The organism is Rhodopseudomonas sp. P2A-2r (genome assembly GCF_026015985.1).
Lineage (GTDB): Bacteria > Pseudomonadota > Alphaproteobacteria > Rhizobiales > Xanthobacteraceae > Tardiphaga.
In genome coordinates, this window is the sequence record NZ_CP110389.1 from 5,693,510 (window position 1) to 5,708,363 (window position 14,854).

12 protein-coding genes and 1 pseudogene are annotated in these 14,854 nt (G+C 64.3%); 4 read left to right on the top strand and 9 right to left on the bottom strand.

Features of this window, described 5'->3' with window-relative positions; translation table 11 throughout:
- Positions 1 to 9 precede the first annotated feature (9 nt).
- Entirely contained in the window at positions 10 to 1,272 is a 1,263-nt protein-coding gene (locus ONR75_RS27515) for a type II secretion system F family protein (RefSeq protein ID WP_265080040.1), read from the top strand.
- 9 nt (positions 1,273 to 1,281) lie between these two features.
- A complete protein-coding gene (locus tag ONR75_RS27520; protein ID WP_265080041.1) occupies positions 1,282 to 2,256 on the top strand; it encodes a type II secretion system F family protein in 975 nt (324 codons plus the stop codon).
- 158 nt (positions 2,257 to 2,414) lie between these two features.
- On the opposite strand, the gene ONR75_RS27525 is transcribed toward ONR75_RS27520, so the two are convergent.
- Positions 2,415 to 3,221: a tetratricopeptide repeat protein gene (locus tag ONR75_RS27525; protein WP_265080042.1), complete on the bottom strand. Its 807-nt coding sequence runs from the start codon at positions 3,219 to 3,221 to the stop codon at positions 2,415 to 2,417.
- 203 nt (positions 3,222 to 3,424) lie between these two features.
- Here ONR75_RS27525 and ONR75_RS27530 point away from each other — a divergent pair.
- Positions 3,425 to 4,806, top strand: a pseudogene (locus tag ONR75_RS27530) (leucyl aminopeptidase family protein).
- A complete protein-coding gene (locus tag ONR75_RS27535; protein ID WP_265080043.1) occupies positions 4,799 to 5,656 on the top strand; it encodes a C40 family peptidase in 858 nt (285 codons plus the stop codon). Before ONR75_RS27530 ends, ONR75_RS27535 begins: the two are co-directional and overlap by 8 nt.
- On the opposite strand, the gene ONR75_RS27540 is transcribed toward ONR75_RS27535, so the two are convergent.
- Genes ONR75_RS27540 through ONR75_RS27575 form a run of 8 tightly spaced genes read right to left on the bottom strand, consistent with a single transcriptional unit; the run spans position 5,640 to position 14,720 of the window.
- Positions 5,640 to 6,296, bottom strand: a complete 657-nt coding sequence (locus ONR75_RS27540) for an NUDIX domain-containing protein (RefSeq protein WP_265080044.1) — start codon at positions 6,294 to 6,296, stop codon at positions 5,640 to 5,642. The genes ONR75_RS27535 and ONR75_RS27540 overlap by 17 nt on opposite strands.
- 7 nt (positions 6,297 to 6,303) lie before the next feature.
- Positions 6,304 to 7,941: an ABC transporter ATP-binding protein gene (locus ONR75_RS27545; protein ID WP_265080045.1), complete on the bottom strand. Its 1,638-nt coding sequence runs from the start codon at positions 7,939 to 7,941 to the stop codon at positions 6,304 to 6,306.
- Entirely contained in the window at positions 7,941 to 8,381 is a 441-nt protein-coding gene (locus ONR75_RS27550) for a type II toxin-antitoxin system VapC family toxin (protein WP_265080046.1), read from the bottom strand. The genes ONR75_RS27545 and ONR75_RS27550 overlap by 1 nt, the downstream gene beginning before the upstream one ends.
- Complete coding sequence (locus ONR75_RS27555) at positions 8,381 to 8,596, bottom strand: hypothetical protein (RefSeq protein WP_265080047.1); 216 nt, start codon at positions 8,594 to 8,596, stop codon at positions 8,381 to 8,383. The genes ONR75_RS27550 and ONR75_RS27555 overlap by 1 nt, the downstream gene beginning before the upstream one ends.
- A 36-nt stretch (positions 8,597 to 8,632) precedes the next feature.
- Positions 8,633 to 9,811: an ABC transporter permease gene (locus tag ONR75_RS27560; RefSeq protein WP_265080048.1), complete on the bottom strand. Its 1,179-nt coding sequence runs from the start codon at positions 9,809 to 9,811 to the stop codon at positions 8,633 to 8,635.
- Positions 9,811 to 10,920 (bottom strand): microcin C ABC transporter permease YejB, encoded by a 1,110-nt coding sequence (locus ONR75_RS27565; RefSeq protein WP_265080049.1) that lies wholly within the window; start codon positions 10,918 to 10,920, stop codon positions 9,811 to 9,813. Before ONR75_RS27565 ends, ONR75_RS27560 begins: the two co-directional genes overlap by 1 nt.
- A complete protein-coding gene (locus ONR75_RS27570) occupies positions 10,921 to 12,816 on the bottom strand; it encodes an extracellular solute-binding protein (RefSeq protein ID WP_265083821.1) in 1,896 nt (631 codons plus the stop codon). It lies immediately after the preceding gene.
- Between the two features lie 5 nt (positions 12,817 to 12,821).
- On the bottom strand, positions 12,822 to 14,720 hold the full coding sequence (locus tag ONR75_RS27575) for an extracellular solute-binding protein (RefSeq protein WP_265080050.1): 1,899 nt from the start codon (positions 14,718 to 14,720) through the stop codon (positions 12,822 to 12,824).
- Positions 14,721 to 14,854: the final 134 nt, after the last annotated feature.

Consider the following 14,854-nt stretch of genomic DNA (forward strand, 5'->3'; position numbering starts at 1 on the left):
GCAGCGACCATGAACATACAGGCGCTCGCACTGGCCTTTCTCGCTTTCACCGCGGTCGGCGGAGTCGCGTGGGTATTCATCTATCCGATGCTGTCCGGCGAGAAAAAGGCCGAGCAGCGCCGCGCCTCGGTGGCCCGGACCGCCCCGGTCGTGCGCCAGGTCGACAAGGCGCAGCGTACCCGCCGCGAGCAGGTCGAGGGGTCGCTGAAGGAAGTCGAGGCGCGTCGCCTGAAGGAAAAGAACGTAGCGCTGCCGATCCGTATCGCGCAGGCCGGGCTGGACTGGACGGCGCAGAAGTTCCTGGTGGTTTCCTGCATTCTGGGCGCCGTGGCCTTCGGCATTCCGATGTTTCTGGCACTCAATCCCGGGCTGACCTCCCCGGGCTATCTTCGCGAGACGGCTCTCGACGGGCCGGGCACGTCGCGGGGACTGGATCTCGGCTATGGAAAATCCATCGTGATCGAACTCCCGCGCGAGATCCGGAACGTGCAGGTCAGCGCACCGCAGGTTTTGAAAGTTCTCCGCCGCACCGAACAGAGCATCTTCGTGACAGGCCTGACCACGGGCGATGCCAGCATGGTGCTGCTCGACGACAAGGGACTGCAGATGGTGGCGTACAATGTCGCCGTCACCCGCGACCTCTTCAGCAGCCTGCTTGCCGCGCTCGGTCTCGGCTTTGCCGCCGGCTTCGGCCTGCCGCGCTGGGTGCTGAACTTTCTCAAGAAGCGCCGCGAGAAGAACTTCCTCAAGGCACTGCCTGACGCCGTCGACGTGATCGTGCGTGGCATCAAGGCTGGCCTGCCGCTGTTCGATTCCATCAAGGTGGTGGCCGCCGACGCGCCCGAGCCGCTGAGGAGCGAGTTCTACGCCATCATCGAGACCCAGGCCATCGGCATGCCGCTTGGCGAGGCCTGCGCCCGCATGTACGAGCGGATGCCGGTGCCGGAAGCCAACTTCTTCGGCATCGTCGTCGCTATCCAGCAGAAATCAGGCGGTAACCTGTCGGAAGCGCTCGGCAACCTGTCGAAGGTGCTGCGCGACCGCAAGAAGATGGCCGAGAAGATCCAGGCGATGTCGATGGAAGCCAAGGCATCGGCGGCCATCATCGGTTCGCTGCCGCCGATCGTCATGCTGCTGGTCTATCTGAGCACGCCCGACTACATCTCGCTGCTGTGGACCCATCCGACCGGCCGGCTGATGCTGGCCGCCAGCGCGGTATGGATGTCGTGCGGCATTTTCGTGATGAAGAAAATGATCAACTTCGACTTCTGACGGTGCAACATGATTGATTACCTGGTCACGAAGCTTCACGATGTCCGCTTCCTGACGATGTTGATGGCCGCCGTCGCCGCGAGCGCGACGGCCTGGAGTTTGATCACGCCGCTGCTGGCCGGCGACGGCCTGGCCAAGCGCATGAAGGCGGTGGCTTCCGAGCGCGAACGTATCCGCGCGCGCGAACGCGACCGGCTCACCAAGAACGAGCGGGTGTCGCTGCGGCAATCGCCGAAGCAACTGGTGTCGCGGGTCGTCACCGACTTCAACCTCGGAAAATGGCTGGCCCAGGAGGCCGCCCTCGACAAGCTGGTGATGGCCGGCTATCGCGGCCAGGCGCCTTACGTCACGTTCCTGTTCTTTCGCGCGGTGATGCCGATCGCGTTGCTGGTCCTGGCGGTGCTCTATGTATTCGTGATCTCGCAGATGCAGCAGTCGCTGCCGATCAAGATCGGCATGTGCATCGCCGCGGCCTGGCTCGGCATGCAGGCCCCGATGATCTTCCTCAAGAACGCCATCTCCAAGCGCCAGCTGTCGATCCGGCGGGCATTTCCCGATGCGCTCGATCTGCTGTTGATCTGCGTCGAATCCGGCATGTCGATCGAGACCGCATTTCGCAAGGTCAGCATCGAGATCGGCTCGCAGTCGATCGCGCTGGCCGAGGAGTTCACCCTCACCACCGCCGAACTGTCGTACCTGCCGGATCGCAAGGTGGCCTATGAAAACCTAGCAAAGCGCACCGGCCTCGAAGGCGTCAAGTCGGTCTGCCTGGCGCTGATGCAGTCGGAACGTTACGGCACCCCGCTCGGCCAGAGCCTGCGCGTGATGGCCCAGGAAAACCGCGACATGCGCATGAACGAGGCCGAAAAGAAGGCCGCCGCATTGCCGCCGAAGCTGACTGTGCCGATGATCCTGTTCTTCCTGCCGGTGCTGTTCGTGGTCATTCTCGGACCGACCGGCATCAAGGTCGCCGCGATGCAGTAAGCTTTCGTTGCTTGCTCCAAACTACGCCGTCATCCTGAAGCGCCGTCGCTCTTGCGACGGCCTCGAAGAATGGCCCGCAAGCGCCGTAGCATGTCGCCGCATCCTTCGAGGCTCGCCGAAGACGGCGAGCACCTCAGGATGACGGCTTTGGAGAATGCTTATGACCGCCCGCGCGCGTCGTCACGGCCGGCGGCGCCGACCTTGGGGCTGCCCTTGCCGCTGAGCATCTGCTTGAGATAGGCGACATTGGCTGCGGCCTCATCGGCCGGCAGATCGGCCTTGACGATGCTTTCGGCCTCGCTGAAGCGGCCCTGCAGCCCGACCACCAGCCCGAGATTTTGCCGCACGCGCGGATCGGCGTTGCCGCCGCCATAGGCGCGGCGCAGCGTCGACTCGGCCTGCGGCAGATCCTTCGACAGCATGTAGGACAGGCCGAGATTGGACAGGACCGACGGCTCCTCCGGGCGCATCTTCAGCGCGCTGTCATAATAGCGGCGCGCCTCGTCATGGCGACCCATCTGGTCGAGCACGGCGCCCTGGACCGAGAGGATCCGCCAGTCCGGATTGGCGGGCGTGTGCGCGGCAGCCAGCATGTCAAAGGCGCGCTGGAAATTGCCGTTGTCGGCGAGTGCACGGCCATAGCCGGCGAGCAGCTGCTTGTTGCCGGGATTGGCGATGGTGGCCTGTTCGAACACCGCGACCGCCTGGGCGCGCTGTCCGGCGGTGCGCAGCGCCTGGCCGTAGCGCAGCGCCGCGTCGGCGTCCTTGGGATTGCTGCGGTAACGCTCGCCGTAGGCATCGATGGACGCGCGGGGATCGACGTCCGGCCGCGCTTCGGCCCTGGCGCCGAGCGAGCCGGTGATATCGGGCATGCCGGCGGTCTGGCAGCCGGCCAGTCCAACAGCCAACACCGCGATCGCGGCGGCAGAGGCGAGAAGCCGGGCAATACTGGACGTTGGACGCATGAACGTGAACTCGTGCTGCGCGCTGGACAAACGCGGAATGGCTTCAGAAATAGAGTGTTAACCCTAATGGCCGGTTAACCGGCCGGCCGGAACCTGGCCGCCTGAGACAATGCGCAATCTCGCCGCCGGCCTCTGACATTTCCGGCCGTCATGGGGTAAGCCTGTGGGGCGTCCCCGCTGCTGCCTTCCGCGAGACCCCGCTTATGCATTCTGCTTTTGAAGCCGCATCATCCACGCCGGCCATTCCCGTCACCTTCGCCACCAAGACAAGCTGGCCGGCAATCCTGGCCGCCCTGCCTGCTCCGGCGCAGCAATTTGCCAAGGCCAGCGACTATGCCGCCAAGCCCGGCGCCTGCCTGATCCTGCCGGCGCCGGACGGCGCCATCGCCCAGGTGGTGTTCGGCCTCGAGGACGACGGCAGCAAGAGCCGCGACCTGTTTCGGCCCGGCCAGTTGCCCGGTCTGCTGCCCCCGGCCTTTACCGCTTCGCCAACGCGCCGCATGACATGCGGATGGCGGTGCTGGCCTTTGCACTGGGCAGCTATCGTTTCGGCCGCTACCGCAAGAACGAAGCGCCGAAGGTCAGACTGGTGCCGCCCGACGATATCGACATCGCCGACATCAGCCGCGTCGCGGAAGCCGCCGCGCTGGCGCGCGACCTGATCAACACGCCGTCCAACGACATGGGGCCTGAGGAGTTGGCGGGCGCCGCGCAGGCGCTGGCGCAGCGCTTCGGCGCGACTTTCGGCTGCATCACCGGCGACGAATTGGTGGCGCAGAATTTTCCGCTGATTCACGCCGTCGGCATGGCCTCGACCCGCGCGCCGCGGCTGATCGACTTTTCCTGGGGCGATCCCAGCCATCCCAGGGTGACGCTGGTCGGCAAGGGCGTCTGCTTCGACACTGGCGGGCTCGACCTCAAGCCGTCCTCCGGCATGCTGATCATGAAGAAGGACATGGGCGGCGCCGCCAATGTGCTGGCGCTGGCACTGATGGTGATGGATGCCGGGCTGAAGGTCCGGCTGCGCGTGCTGATCCCGGCGGTGGAGAATGCCGTGGCCGGCAACGCCTTCCGCCCGATGGACATCTTCGGATCGCGCAAGGGGCCGACGGTGGAGATCGGCAATACCGACGCCGAGGGCCGGCTGGTGCTGGCCGACGCGCTGGCGCTGGCTGACGAAGACAAGCCCGACCTGCTGGTCGATCTCGGCACCCTCACCGGCGCGGCGCGCGTGGCGCTGGGGCCGGACCTGCCGCCCTACTACACCAACGACGAGTCGCTCGCGCTCGACATCGCGCGCCTTGCGACACAGGAGAACGATCCGCTGTGGCGGCTGCCGCTGTGGGCGCCGTATGACGCGTGGCTGGATTCGAAGACCGCCGACATCAACAACGCGCCGACCGGCGGCTTTGCCGGCTCGATCACCTGCGCACTGTTCCTGCAGCGCTTCGTCGAGCCGACCACCAACTGGCTGCACGTCGACATCTACGGCTGGACACCCTCGGCAAAACCCGCGCGTCCGGAAGGCGGCGAGTGCCAGGCGGCGCGGGCGATCTATGCCTTGCTGAGCGAACGCTATGCATGATTTCGGCAGCGATCCGCGGCTGACGCCGGCCCGGCCCGACCTCGCCGCCAGATATCTCGAAGGCAAGGTCGACGCCGCGCGCTTCGTCGACGGCGAAGAGTTCGAAGTGATGGACGGCGTGGCCCCCATGCGCCGCGAGCCGTTCTCCGGCGCAACGCTGGAGACGCAGGCGCTGAAGGGCGAGCGAGTCACCGTCTACGATCGCACCAGCGAAGGCTGGGCGTGGGGGCAGTTGCAGAGCGACGGCTATGTCGGCTGGCTGCCGGACCTGGCACTCTACCGGCCCGGCCCGCCGCCGACCCACAAGGTGACGGCCCTGCGCACCTTTGCGTTTCCCGGCCCCTCCATCAAGCTGCCACCGGTGGACACACTGCCGCTCGGCGCACGCATCGCGGTGGTCCGGTTTCACGAGGCGTTCGCCGTGACCGGCGAGGGCCATTTCCTGCCGGCATCGCATGTCGGCGCCATCGATACATTCGAAAACGATTTCGTTGCCGTGGCCGAACGTTTCATCGGCACACCCTATCTGTGGGGCGGCAAGAGCAGCCTCGGCGTCGATTGCTCCGGCCTTGTGCAAGTCGCGCTGACCGCATGCGGCATCGGCTGCCCGCGTGACAGCGACATGCAGGAAGCGGCGCTCGGGCGAACGTTGTCCGCGACCGAGGCCGGCCATCTGCAGCGCGGCGACCTGATGTTCTGGAAAGGCCATGTGGCCATCGTGCGCGACGCCACCACCATCGTGCATGCCAATGCGTTTCATATGGCGACCGCGATTGAGAACACGCAGGACGCCATCGCGCGGATCGCCGCGGCGGGGAGCGAAGTGACCGGGATCAGGCGGCTGGGCTAGGCATCGCCCTGTCGTAGTAGTCCTGCAGCCGCTCGCGATGCAGCGCCAGCCATTGCAGCGCGCTGACGAACAGGCCGTTGGCGACCGCGCCGTGCTCCAGCGCTGCGATCGCTTCGTCCATCGAGACAACGAAGGGCCGCGTGTCCTCGCTCTCCGAGCCGAGACCGCCGCGCGTCAGCGCTTTCGACGCATCGACGAAGCCGAGAAAGAAGGTGACGTATTCGTCGGTAAAGCCCGGCGTCGGCAGCACGCTGTAGAGTTCGATCAGCCGCTGCGGCGTCACGCCGATTTCCTCAACACATTCGCGCGATGCGGCAGACAGGGCGTCCTCGCCCTCATCGACGCGGCCGGCGACGATCTCCACCATGTCGCCTCGACCGGTGGCGAGATGCGCGGGCAGACGGAACTGGCGCAGCAGCACGATCTGCCCGCGCGCCAGATCGACGGGCAGCACCGCTGCGACGCGGGACGCGCGCAGCACGTCGCGGTTCTGGTGCAGCGTGGCCTCGCCGGCGCGCGGCAGTGCGACGTCGTAGCGCTCATAGGTCATGAAGCCGCGGCCGACCACTGAGGGTGCTGACAGCGAGACATCGGCCACGCGATCGGCAATCGCGGGTTCGGTCGTCCTGGACTCGTGCATGATGTTCCTACTGGGCAGTTGCGTCGCCCGGCGCGGTCTCGAGCCGGAACGCGGCGGCGAACAGCGCGCGGGTGTAGTCGGTCTTCGGATGCTTGAACAAATCCGCGGCCTCGCCCTCCTCCACCACCTTGCCGTGACGCATCACGATCAGATGGCTCGCGAGGGAGGCCACCACGCGAAGATCGTGCGAGATGAACATGTAAGTGAGGTCGCGCTTGCGCTGCAGCTCGCGCAAGAGATCGACCATCTGCGCCTGGAACAGCATGTCGAGCGCGCTGGTCGGCTCGTCCAGCACCACGAAGCTCGGCTCCAGCACCGCGGCGCGGGCGATCGAGATGCGCTGGCGCTGGCCGCCGGAGAATTCGTGCGGATAGCGAAACCGGGTCGCCGGATCGAGCCCGACATCCTGCAGCGCCCGGATCACCCGTGCCTCGCGGTCTTCCTCCGACAGGCCGGGCTGATGCACAGTGAGGCCCTCGGCGACGATATCGCCCACCGACATGCGCGGGCTGAGGGCACCGAACGGATCCTGGAACACGATCTGCATGTCCCGGCGGATCGGCCGCATGTCTTTGAACTGCAGGCCCTGGATATTCCTGCTGAGAAACACGATCGGCCCGTCGGACGAGATCAGCCGCAGCAGCGCCAGGCCGAGCGTGGTCTTGCCGGAACCGGATTCGCCGACCACGCCGAGCGTCTCGCCCTTGCGCACGGAAATGCTGACGCCGTCCACCGCCTTGATGTGGCCCACCGTCTTGCGCAGCAGCCCGCGCTTGATGGGAAACCAGACCTTGAGATCGTCGGTCGACATCACCACCGGCTGGTCCGGTCGCGGCGGCGCCGGATCCGGCTTCGGCTCGGCGGCCAGCAGCGCCCGCGTATAGGGATGCTTCGGCGCAGTGAAGACCTCCTCGACCGGCCCCTGCTCGACGATCTTGCCGCTCTTCATCACACAGACCACGTCGGCGATACGACGGACAATGCCGAGGTCATGAGTGATGAACAGCAGGCTCATGCCGAGCCGCGCGCGAATGTCGGCGAGCAATGCCAGGATCTGCGCCTGCACGGTGACGTCGAGCGCGGTGGTCGGCTCGTCGGCGATCAGCAGGTCCGGCTCGTTGGCCAGCGCCATGGCGATCATCACCCGCTGGCGCTGGCCGCCAGACAATTGATGCGGATAGCTGGCCAGCCTGGTTTCGGGTTCGGGAATGCCGACCTGGGTCAACAGTTCGAGAATCCGCGCCCTCGCCTTGGCACCGCGCATGCCGCTATGCAACTGCAGGATCTCGCCGATCTGCGACTCGATCGTGTGCAGCGGATTGAGCGACGTCATCGGCTCCTGGAAGATGATCGAGATGTCATTGCCGCGAATGCCTCGGATCTCGTTCTCGGACATGCCGAGCAACTCCTGGCCCTTGAAGCGGATATGGCCCGAGGGATGCGACGCGGTCGGGTACGGCAGCAGCCGCAGGATCGACAATGCGCTGACCGACTTGCCCGAGCCGGACTCGCCAACCAGCGCCACGCATTCGCCGCGCCGGATCTGGAACGAGACATGATCGACGGCGACCGACGTGCCGCTCGGCTGGTGAAACGCCACCGAGAGATCGCGAACATCGAGCAAGGGCTGGTTGATGGCATCCATTACATAATCTCGGAAAGTTTGAGCCATTTCGGCTGATCCGCCAAAGCACGTCCCAACCGCTCGTCTTGTGTCAGAAAATAATCGCGACTCGCAAGCTGCGCCGTAGCGACATGTATCGCATCAAAGAGCTTGAGACCTTTGTTGCCTCGCAACTGGGCCGCGAGCAGCAAAACTTCCCGGCTCACACCGGCCATCGAGAAGCCGGCTCCCGACGACAGCAGGCGCTGGTACTGTTCGATGTGCGCTGCATTTCGATCCGCAAACGGCTTGGCCAAGACTTCGGCCAAGACAAGTTCGGAGGCAACGGCGCGAACCCTGCCTTCTTCAATCGCCGCCAGCAATCCCTCTGCAACCTCAGCCCACTGATGCGACTTCTGAACGGCATAGATGAAGATGTTCGAATCGAGATAGAGCACCGAGCCAGACAACGCGGGCTTCATCAGCCCTCATCTCGCATCTGGCGGATATAATCGATAACGGCATCGTCGCTTTCGTAAATGCTATCGAGTGATCCCACGAAAGAGGTGAGCGGGACGCGCGGTCGCGACAGATCCTTCAGCCGGAACTCGATTTCGACGGAACCGTGCGCCAGCAAACCTTCACGCAGGTCGGCAGGAAGCTGATCGACAGGGTAACTTGGCACGATCTTGTTCATGCTCCACTCCTTCCCTCGTCCCAACCTACCACAACCTCACCGGAACGTCTTGCGCGGATCGAACGCGTCGCGGACGCCTTCGCCGATGAAGATCAGCAGCGACAGCATGATGGCGACCGCAAAGAAGCCCGTAAATCCAAGCCACGGCGCCTGCACGTTGGCCTTGCCCTGCGACAGCAGCTCGCCGAGCGACGGCGAGCCGGGCGGCAGGCCGAAGCCGAGGAAGTCCAGCGCGGTCAGCGTCATCACCGAGGATGATACGATGAACGGCAGGAAGGTCATGGTCGCCACCATGGCGTTGGGCAACAGATGCCGGACCATGATCTTGGCATTGGACACGCCGAGCGCGCGCGCAGCCATGATGTATTCGAAGTTGCGGCCGCGCAAAAATTCGGCACGGACGAGGCCGACCAGCGACACCCAGGAGAACAGCAGGAGAATGCCGAGCAGCACGAAGAAGCCGGGCACCAGCACCGAGGACAGGATCAGCAACAGGTACAGCGACGGAATCGCGCTCCAGATCTCGATGAAGCGCTGGAAAAGCAGGTCCACCCAGCCGCCGAAATAGCCTTGCACGCCGCCGGCGGCGATGCCGATGACCGATGATACGATGGTGAGCGCAAGGCCGAACAGCACCGAGATGCGGAAGCCGTAGATCAGCCGCGCCACCACGTCGCGGCCCTGATCGTCGGTGCCGAGCCAGTTGTATTCGAGGTCGCGGCAGCTCTTGAGCCCCTTCTTCTCCACCACCGGCCTGCATTCGGCCTCGGTCAGCATCCAGGTCGGCTTCGACGGCGCCGGCGTCGGCAGATCGAGATTGTGGGTGTCGTAGGAATAGCGGATCAGCGGCCAGACAATGGTGCCGTTCTTCTCGGCGATCAGCTTCTGCAGATAGGGATCGCGGTAGTCCGCCGCGGTCTCGAAGTCGCCGCCGAAGGTAGTCTCCGAATAGCTGACGAAGGCCGGGAAATACATCTTGCCGTCGAACTTGATGAAGAACGGCCGGTCGTTGGCGATCACTTCGGCGAACAGCGAGACGAAGAACAGGAACAGGAAGATCCACAGCGACCAGTAGCCGCGGCGGTTCGATTTGAAATTCAGCCAGCGGCGCTGGTTGAGCGGCGAGACGCGGAACGGGTGGCGCGACGGCGGCACGGCTTCGCCGAGCGGCGTTGTCGTTGACGTCTCCACGGGCGGGGGCGCGATCACACTCATCAGACGTCCCGCGCTTCGAAGTCGATCCGCGGATCGATCCACATGTAAGCAAGGTCGGAGATCAGATTGACCACCAGGCCGACCAGCGAAAAGATGAACAGCGTGCCGAACACCACCGGATAATCGCGGTTGAGCACGCTTTCGAAGCCGAGCAGGCCGAGGCCGTCGAGCGAGAAGATAGTCTCGATCAGCAGAGAACCGGAGAAGAAGGCGTGGATGAAGGCTCCGGGAAAACCGGCAATGACGATCAGCATCGCGTTGCGGAAGATGTGGTTATATAGCACCTGCCGTTCGTTGCAGCCCTTGGCGCGTGCCGTCATCACATACTGCTTGCGAATCTCGTCGAGGAACGAGTTCTTGGTCAGCAAGGTCATGGTGGCGAAGGCGCCGAGCACCATGGAGATCAGCGGCAGCGTGATGTGCCAGAAGTAGTCGACGATCTTCCAGTACCACGGGAACTGGTCCCAGCCATCGGAGGTCAGCCCGCGCAGCGGGAAGATGCTCCAGAACGATCCGCCGGAGAACAGGATGATCAGCAGGATGGCAAACAAGAAGCCGGGGATCGCGAAGCCGACGATGATCACCGCCGAGGTCCAGGTGTCGAACTTGGAGCCGTCCTTGACCGCCTTGCGGATGCCCAGTGGAATCGAGATCAGATAAGTCAGCAGCATCATCCAGATGCCCAGCGACATCGACACCGGCAGCTTCTCCTTGATCAGCTGCAGCACGCTGACGTCGCGGAAATAGCTCTTGCCGAAATCGAAACGGGCGTAATTCCACAGCATCAGTGCAAAACGCTCCGGCGCCGGCTTGTCGAAGCCGAACTGCTTTTCCAGGCTCTTCACAAAAGCCGGATCGAGCCCCTGAGCGCCGCGGTACTTCGAATTGACCGCATCGCCGGCCGCGCCGGGCTGGCTGCGCGAACCGAAATCGCCGCCGGAGGAGCCGGAGACGCGCGACGACGCGCCAGTGTCTGCGCCGGAGAGCTGGGCGATCACCCGCTCCACCGGACCGCCGGGCGCGAACTGCACCACCACGAAGGACACGAACAGGATGCCCAACAGCGTCGGAAACATCAGCAGGATACGGCGGGCGATATAGGCGCTCATCTATTTGGCCTGCTCGGGCTGGGTCGCGGCGGCGGCATTGGCCGCCTTGTTGGGATCGGACCACCAGAATTCGATGGCGCCGACGCCCCCGAAATAGCGCGGCGGCGCCGCGGGATGGCTGAAGATATCCCAATAGGCCACCGGATGGCTGGTGCGATACCACTGCGGCACCCAGTAGCGTCCGGCGCGAAAGACGCGATCGAACGCCCGGCAGGCGATGGTGAGCTCAGTGCGGTCATCGGCCGCCAGGATCTTGTCGATCAACGCGTCGATCGCCGGATTCTGGATGCCGGAGAGATTGTACGAGCCCTTCGTCTTCGCCGCCTGCGAGGAAAAGAACGGCCGCATGCTGTCGCCCGGCGTGGCCGACATGCTGAACCGCTCGATCGTCATGTCGAAATCGAAGTCCTCGACGCGGGCGCGATACTGCACGGGATCGACGATGCGCAGCGACGCTTCGATGCCAAGTGTTCCCAGATTCTTGATGTAGGGCGCGTGGTGGGCCTGCAACGACGGCTCGTCGGCGAGAAACTCGATGCGAAATACCTCGCCGTTGGGCAGCACGCGCTTGCCGTCCTTGATGGGCATGCCTGCTTCCTGCAACAACGCCCCTGCCTTGCGCAGCAGGCTGCGATCCTGGCCCGATCCATCGGTCACCGGCGGGATATAGGGCGCGCCGAACACCTCATCGGGCACCTGCCCGCGAAACGGCTCCAGCAGCTTCAACTCGTCCGGCGACGGCGGGCCCTTGGCCATCAGATCGGAGTTCTGGAACGGCGAATGCGTGCGTTCGTAGGCACCATACATGATGGTCTTGTTGGTCCATTCGAAGTCGAAGGCGTTGGTCAACGCCTCGCGCATGCGCGGATCCCTGAATTTGTCGCGGCGGGTGTTGATGAACCAGCCCTGCGCGCCGGACGGCGTCTCGTCCGGCAGCGTCTCGCGGCGAATGCGACCATCGCGGACGGCGGGAAAGTCGTAGGCCGTGGCCCACAGCCGCGCCGTGAACTCTTCGCGGAAGAGATAGTTCTTTGCGGAAAAGCCCTGCAGCGCGGCCTCGCGATCGCGGTAGAATTCGTAACGCACCCGATCGAAATTGTAGGATCCGCGACTGACCGGAAGGTCCGCTCCCCACCAGTCCCTGACACGCTCGAATTCGATCGAACGACCGATCTCCGCGCGACCTACCTTGTAGGGGCCGCTGCCGAGCGGCACATCCATGGTCGATTCATCGAATGGCCTGGTCGCGTAATAGGCGCTGGAGAAGATCGGCAGCCCCGCAACGAACAGCGGCACATCGCGACCGCGCTTGTCGGCGAAGGTCACGACCAGCGTTGCATCGTCAGTCGCGGTGGCACCGGTCATGTCGCGCAATTGCTGGACGATGAGCGGATGGCCCTTGGCCTTCAGCGTGGTCAATGAGAACGCCGCATCATGGGCGGTGAGCCGGCTACCGTCGTGAAAGCGCGCCTCCGGCCGCAGCGTGAAACGATAGGTCAGCTTGTCTGCCGAGACCTGCACGGCGCTGGCGACAAGGCCGTACATGGCATCCGGCTCGTCGCCGGCACGCACCATCAAGGGCGCGAAGGTCAGGCCCATGCCCTGTGCGCCGTCACCCTTCAGGATATAGGCGTTCAGCGAATTGAAGGTCTGATACGACTGGTTGAACGCGCGTACCGACGGAACGGTGGAGAATATCCCGCCCTTCGGCGCGGTCAGGTTCACATACTCAAAATTCTTGAAGTCGGCGGGATATTTGAGATCACCGAAAATCGACAGCCCGTGCGACGACGCCGCACCGCCGCCCGTCTGCGCCGACGCGACGCCCGCAAAACGCGCCGATGCCAGCGCGCCGACTCCGAGGCCGAACACATCGCGACGGTTGAAACCCATCATCGGCGTCAAGAGCGTTTACCCAGCCTGGCGGCCTTGTCGGCGTCGTACCACCACAGCGTCGGCAGGCCGGACACGCCGAACTCCGGCAGCGGCTCGGCGTGGCTGAAGCGATCCCAGCGCGCATAGCGGATGAAGCCATAGGTGAACTGCGGCACTACGTAGAAATTCCACAGGAGCACGCGATCGAGCGCCTTGGTGGCCGCCACCAGCGACGGGCGATCCACGGCATAGATGATCTTCTCGATCAGCGCGTCGATCGCCGGATTCTTGATGCCGACCGTGTTGTTGGAGCCCGGCTGATCGGCGCTCTGCGAGCCCCAGTAATCGCGCTGCTCGTTGCCCGGCGACAGCGACTGCGCCCACAGGTCGGTGATCATGTCGTAGTCGAACGCGCGAATGCGATTCTGATACTGCGCGTCGTCGACGGTGCGGATCGCGACGGTAACGCCGAGACGTTCCAGCGATGGCTTGTAGAACAGGGCCAGGCGTTCCGACGCGGGATCGCGCACCAGGATCTCGACGCTCACCGGCTTGCCGGCGGGGTCGACGAGTTTGCGCTCGCGCACCTCGAAGCCGGCTTCCTTCAGCAGCTTTGAGGCCTCGCGCAGATTGCTGCGCACCGCCTCGGGATTGCCACCCACCGGATTGGCGTAGGGCGTGGTGAACACTTCCGCCGGCACCTTGTCGCGCAAGGTTTCGAGCAGCGCCAGTTCGGCGCCTTCCGGAAGTCCGGACGACGCAAGCTTGGTGCCTTCGAAGTAGCTGTTGATGCGCTTGTACTGGCCGTAGAACAGCTGCTTGTTCATCTCCTCGAAATCGAACGCATAGTTGAAGGCGCGGCGCACGCGGGCGTCCTTGAAGGTGTCGCGTCGCAGGTTGAGCACGAAGCCCTGCATCCGGCCGGAATTGCGGACCGGAAACTCCTCTTTCACCACGCGCTTCTCCGCGACCGCGGGAAAGTCGTATTGCGTCGCCCACTGCTTGGCGGAATTCTCCGCGATCCAGTCGGCCTGATCGGCCTTGAAGGCTTCCAGCGCCACCGTGTTGTCGCGGAAGAATTCGAAGCGAAGCTCGTCGAGATTGTGCTGGCCGATGCGCACCGGCAGCTTCGCGCCCCAGTAGTCCTTGACTCGCTCCATGGTCACCGAGCGACCGGGCGTGAATTCCTTGATGCGGTAGGGGCCGGAGCCGAGCGGCTTTTCCAGCGTTGTCTGCGAGACGTCGCGCTTGCGGCCTTCGCTGTCGCTGCCCTCCCACCAGTGCTTCGGCAGCACCATCAACTGGCCGACGATCAGCGGCAGTTCGCGGTTGCCCGGCGCATCGAAGCTGAACTTGATGTCGCGGTCGCCAACCTTCTCGACCTTGCCGACATGACGATAATAGCCGGCGTAGCGCGGGCTGTATTTCTTCAGCACCTCCATGGAGAAGATCACGTCTTCCGGCGTTACCGGCCTGCCGTCATGCCACTTGGCTTCCTTGCGCAGGCGATACGTCACCCAGGAGAAATCGCCGGGATGCTGCGACGCTTCGGCGAGCAAGCCATATTCGGTGCTGATCTCGTCCAGCGACTCGGTCGACAGCGTCTCATAGAGGTACTGGACAGCGGGTGCGATCGACCCTTTCACGCCGGCCACCACGACGTTGAAATTGTCGAAGGTGCCAATCGAGATTTGGCGCGCCATGCCGCCCTTGGGGGCGTCGGGATTGACGTAAGCGTAGCGCGTGAAGTCGGCGGGGTATTTGATCTCGCCGAACAGCGACAGCGCGTGCTGCCAGGTCGGCTCGCCGGGCGCGGCCTGCGCCAGCGCCGCATCGATCGGGGCAAGGCCGGAGACGCTGCCGAGCGCGGGGGCGAGCGCCGCCAGGGCGCCGCTCTGGAGAAGCTGTCGTCGGGATAGGGTCAAAGCGCGAACTTCCTGTGCAAATCGAAAACGCGATTAGAGACGCCATATGCGGCGAGGATTCGACCGATTATGTCGGTTTTCCCGGAGGATACCACCCCGCCAGTTGAGCACGTTGCGGCCAAACGTCCCGCTTA

What these genes read in the sequence shown, in the direction of transcription:
- ONR75_RS27515 (WP_265080040.1), top strand. Translation starts at nt 10, where the DNA reads ATGAACATACAGGCGCTCGCACTGGCCTTTCTCGCTTTCACCGCGGTC.
- ONR75_RS27520 (WP_265080041.1), top strand. Translation starts at nt 1,282, where the DNA reads ATGATTGATTACCTGGTCACGAAGCTTCACGATGTCCGCTTCCTGACG.
- ONR75_RS27525 (WP_265080042.1), bottom strand. Translation starts at nt 3,221, where the DNA reads ATGCGTCCAACGTCCAGTATTGCCCGGCTTCTCGCCTCTGCCGCCGCG.
- ONR75_RS27535 (WP_265080043.1), top strand. Translation starts at nt 4,799, where the DNA reads ATGCATGATTTCGGCAGCGATCCGCGGCTGACGCCGGCCCGGCCCGAC.
- ONR75_RS27540 (WP_265080044.1), bottom strand. Translation starts at nt 6,296, where the DNA reads ATGCACGAGTCCAGGACGACCGAACCCGCGATTGCCGATCGCGTGGCC.
- ONR75_RS27545 (WP_265080045.1), bottom strand. Translation starts at nt 7,941, where the DNA reads ATGGATGCCATCAACCAGCCCTTGCTCGATGTTCGCGATCTCTCGGTG.
- ONR75_RS27550 (WP_265080046.1), bottom strand. Translation starts at nt 8,381, where the DNA reads ATGAAGCCCGCGTTGTCTGGCTCGGTGCTCTATCTCGATTCGAACATC.
- ONR75_RS27555 (WP_265080047.1), bottom strand. Translation starts at nt 8,596, where the DNA reads ATGAACAAGATCGTGCCAAGTTACCCTGTCGATCAGCTTCCTGCCGAC.
- ONR75_RS27560 (WP_265080048.1), bottom strand. Translation starts at nt 9,811, where the DNA reads ATGAGTGTGATCGCGCCCCCGCCCGTGGAGACGTCAACGACAACGCCG.
- ONR75_RS27565 (WP_265080049.1), bottom strand. Translation starts at nt 10,920, where the DNA reads ATGAGCGCCTATATCGCCCGCCGTATCCTGCTGATGTTTCCGACGCTG.
- ONR75_RS27570 (WP_265083821.1), bottom strand. Translation starts at nt 12,816, where the DNA reads ATGATGGGTTTCAACCGTCGCGATGTGTTCGGCCTCGGAGTCGGCGCG.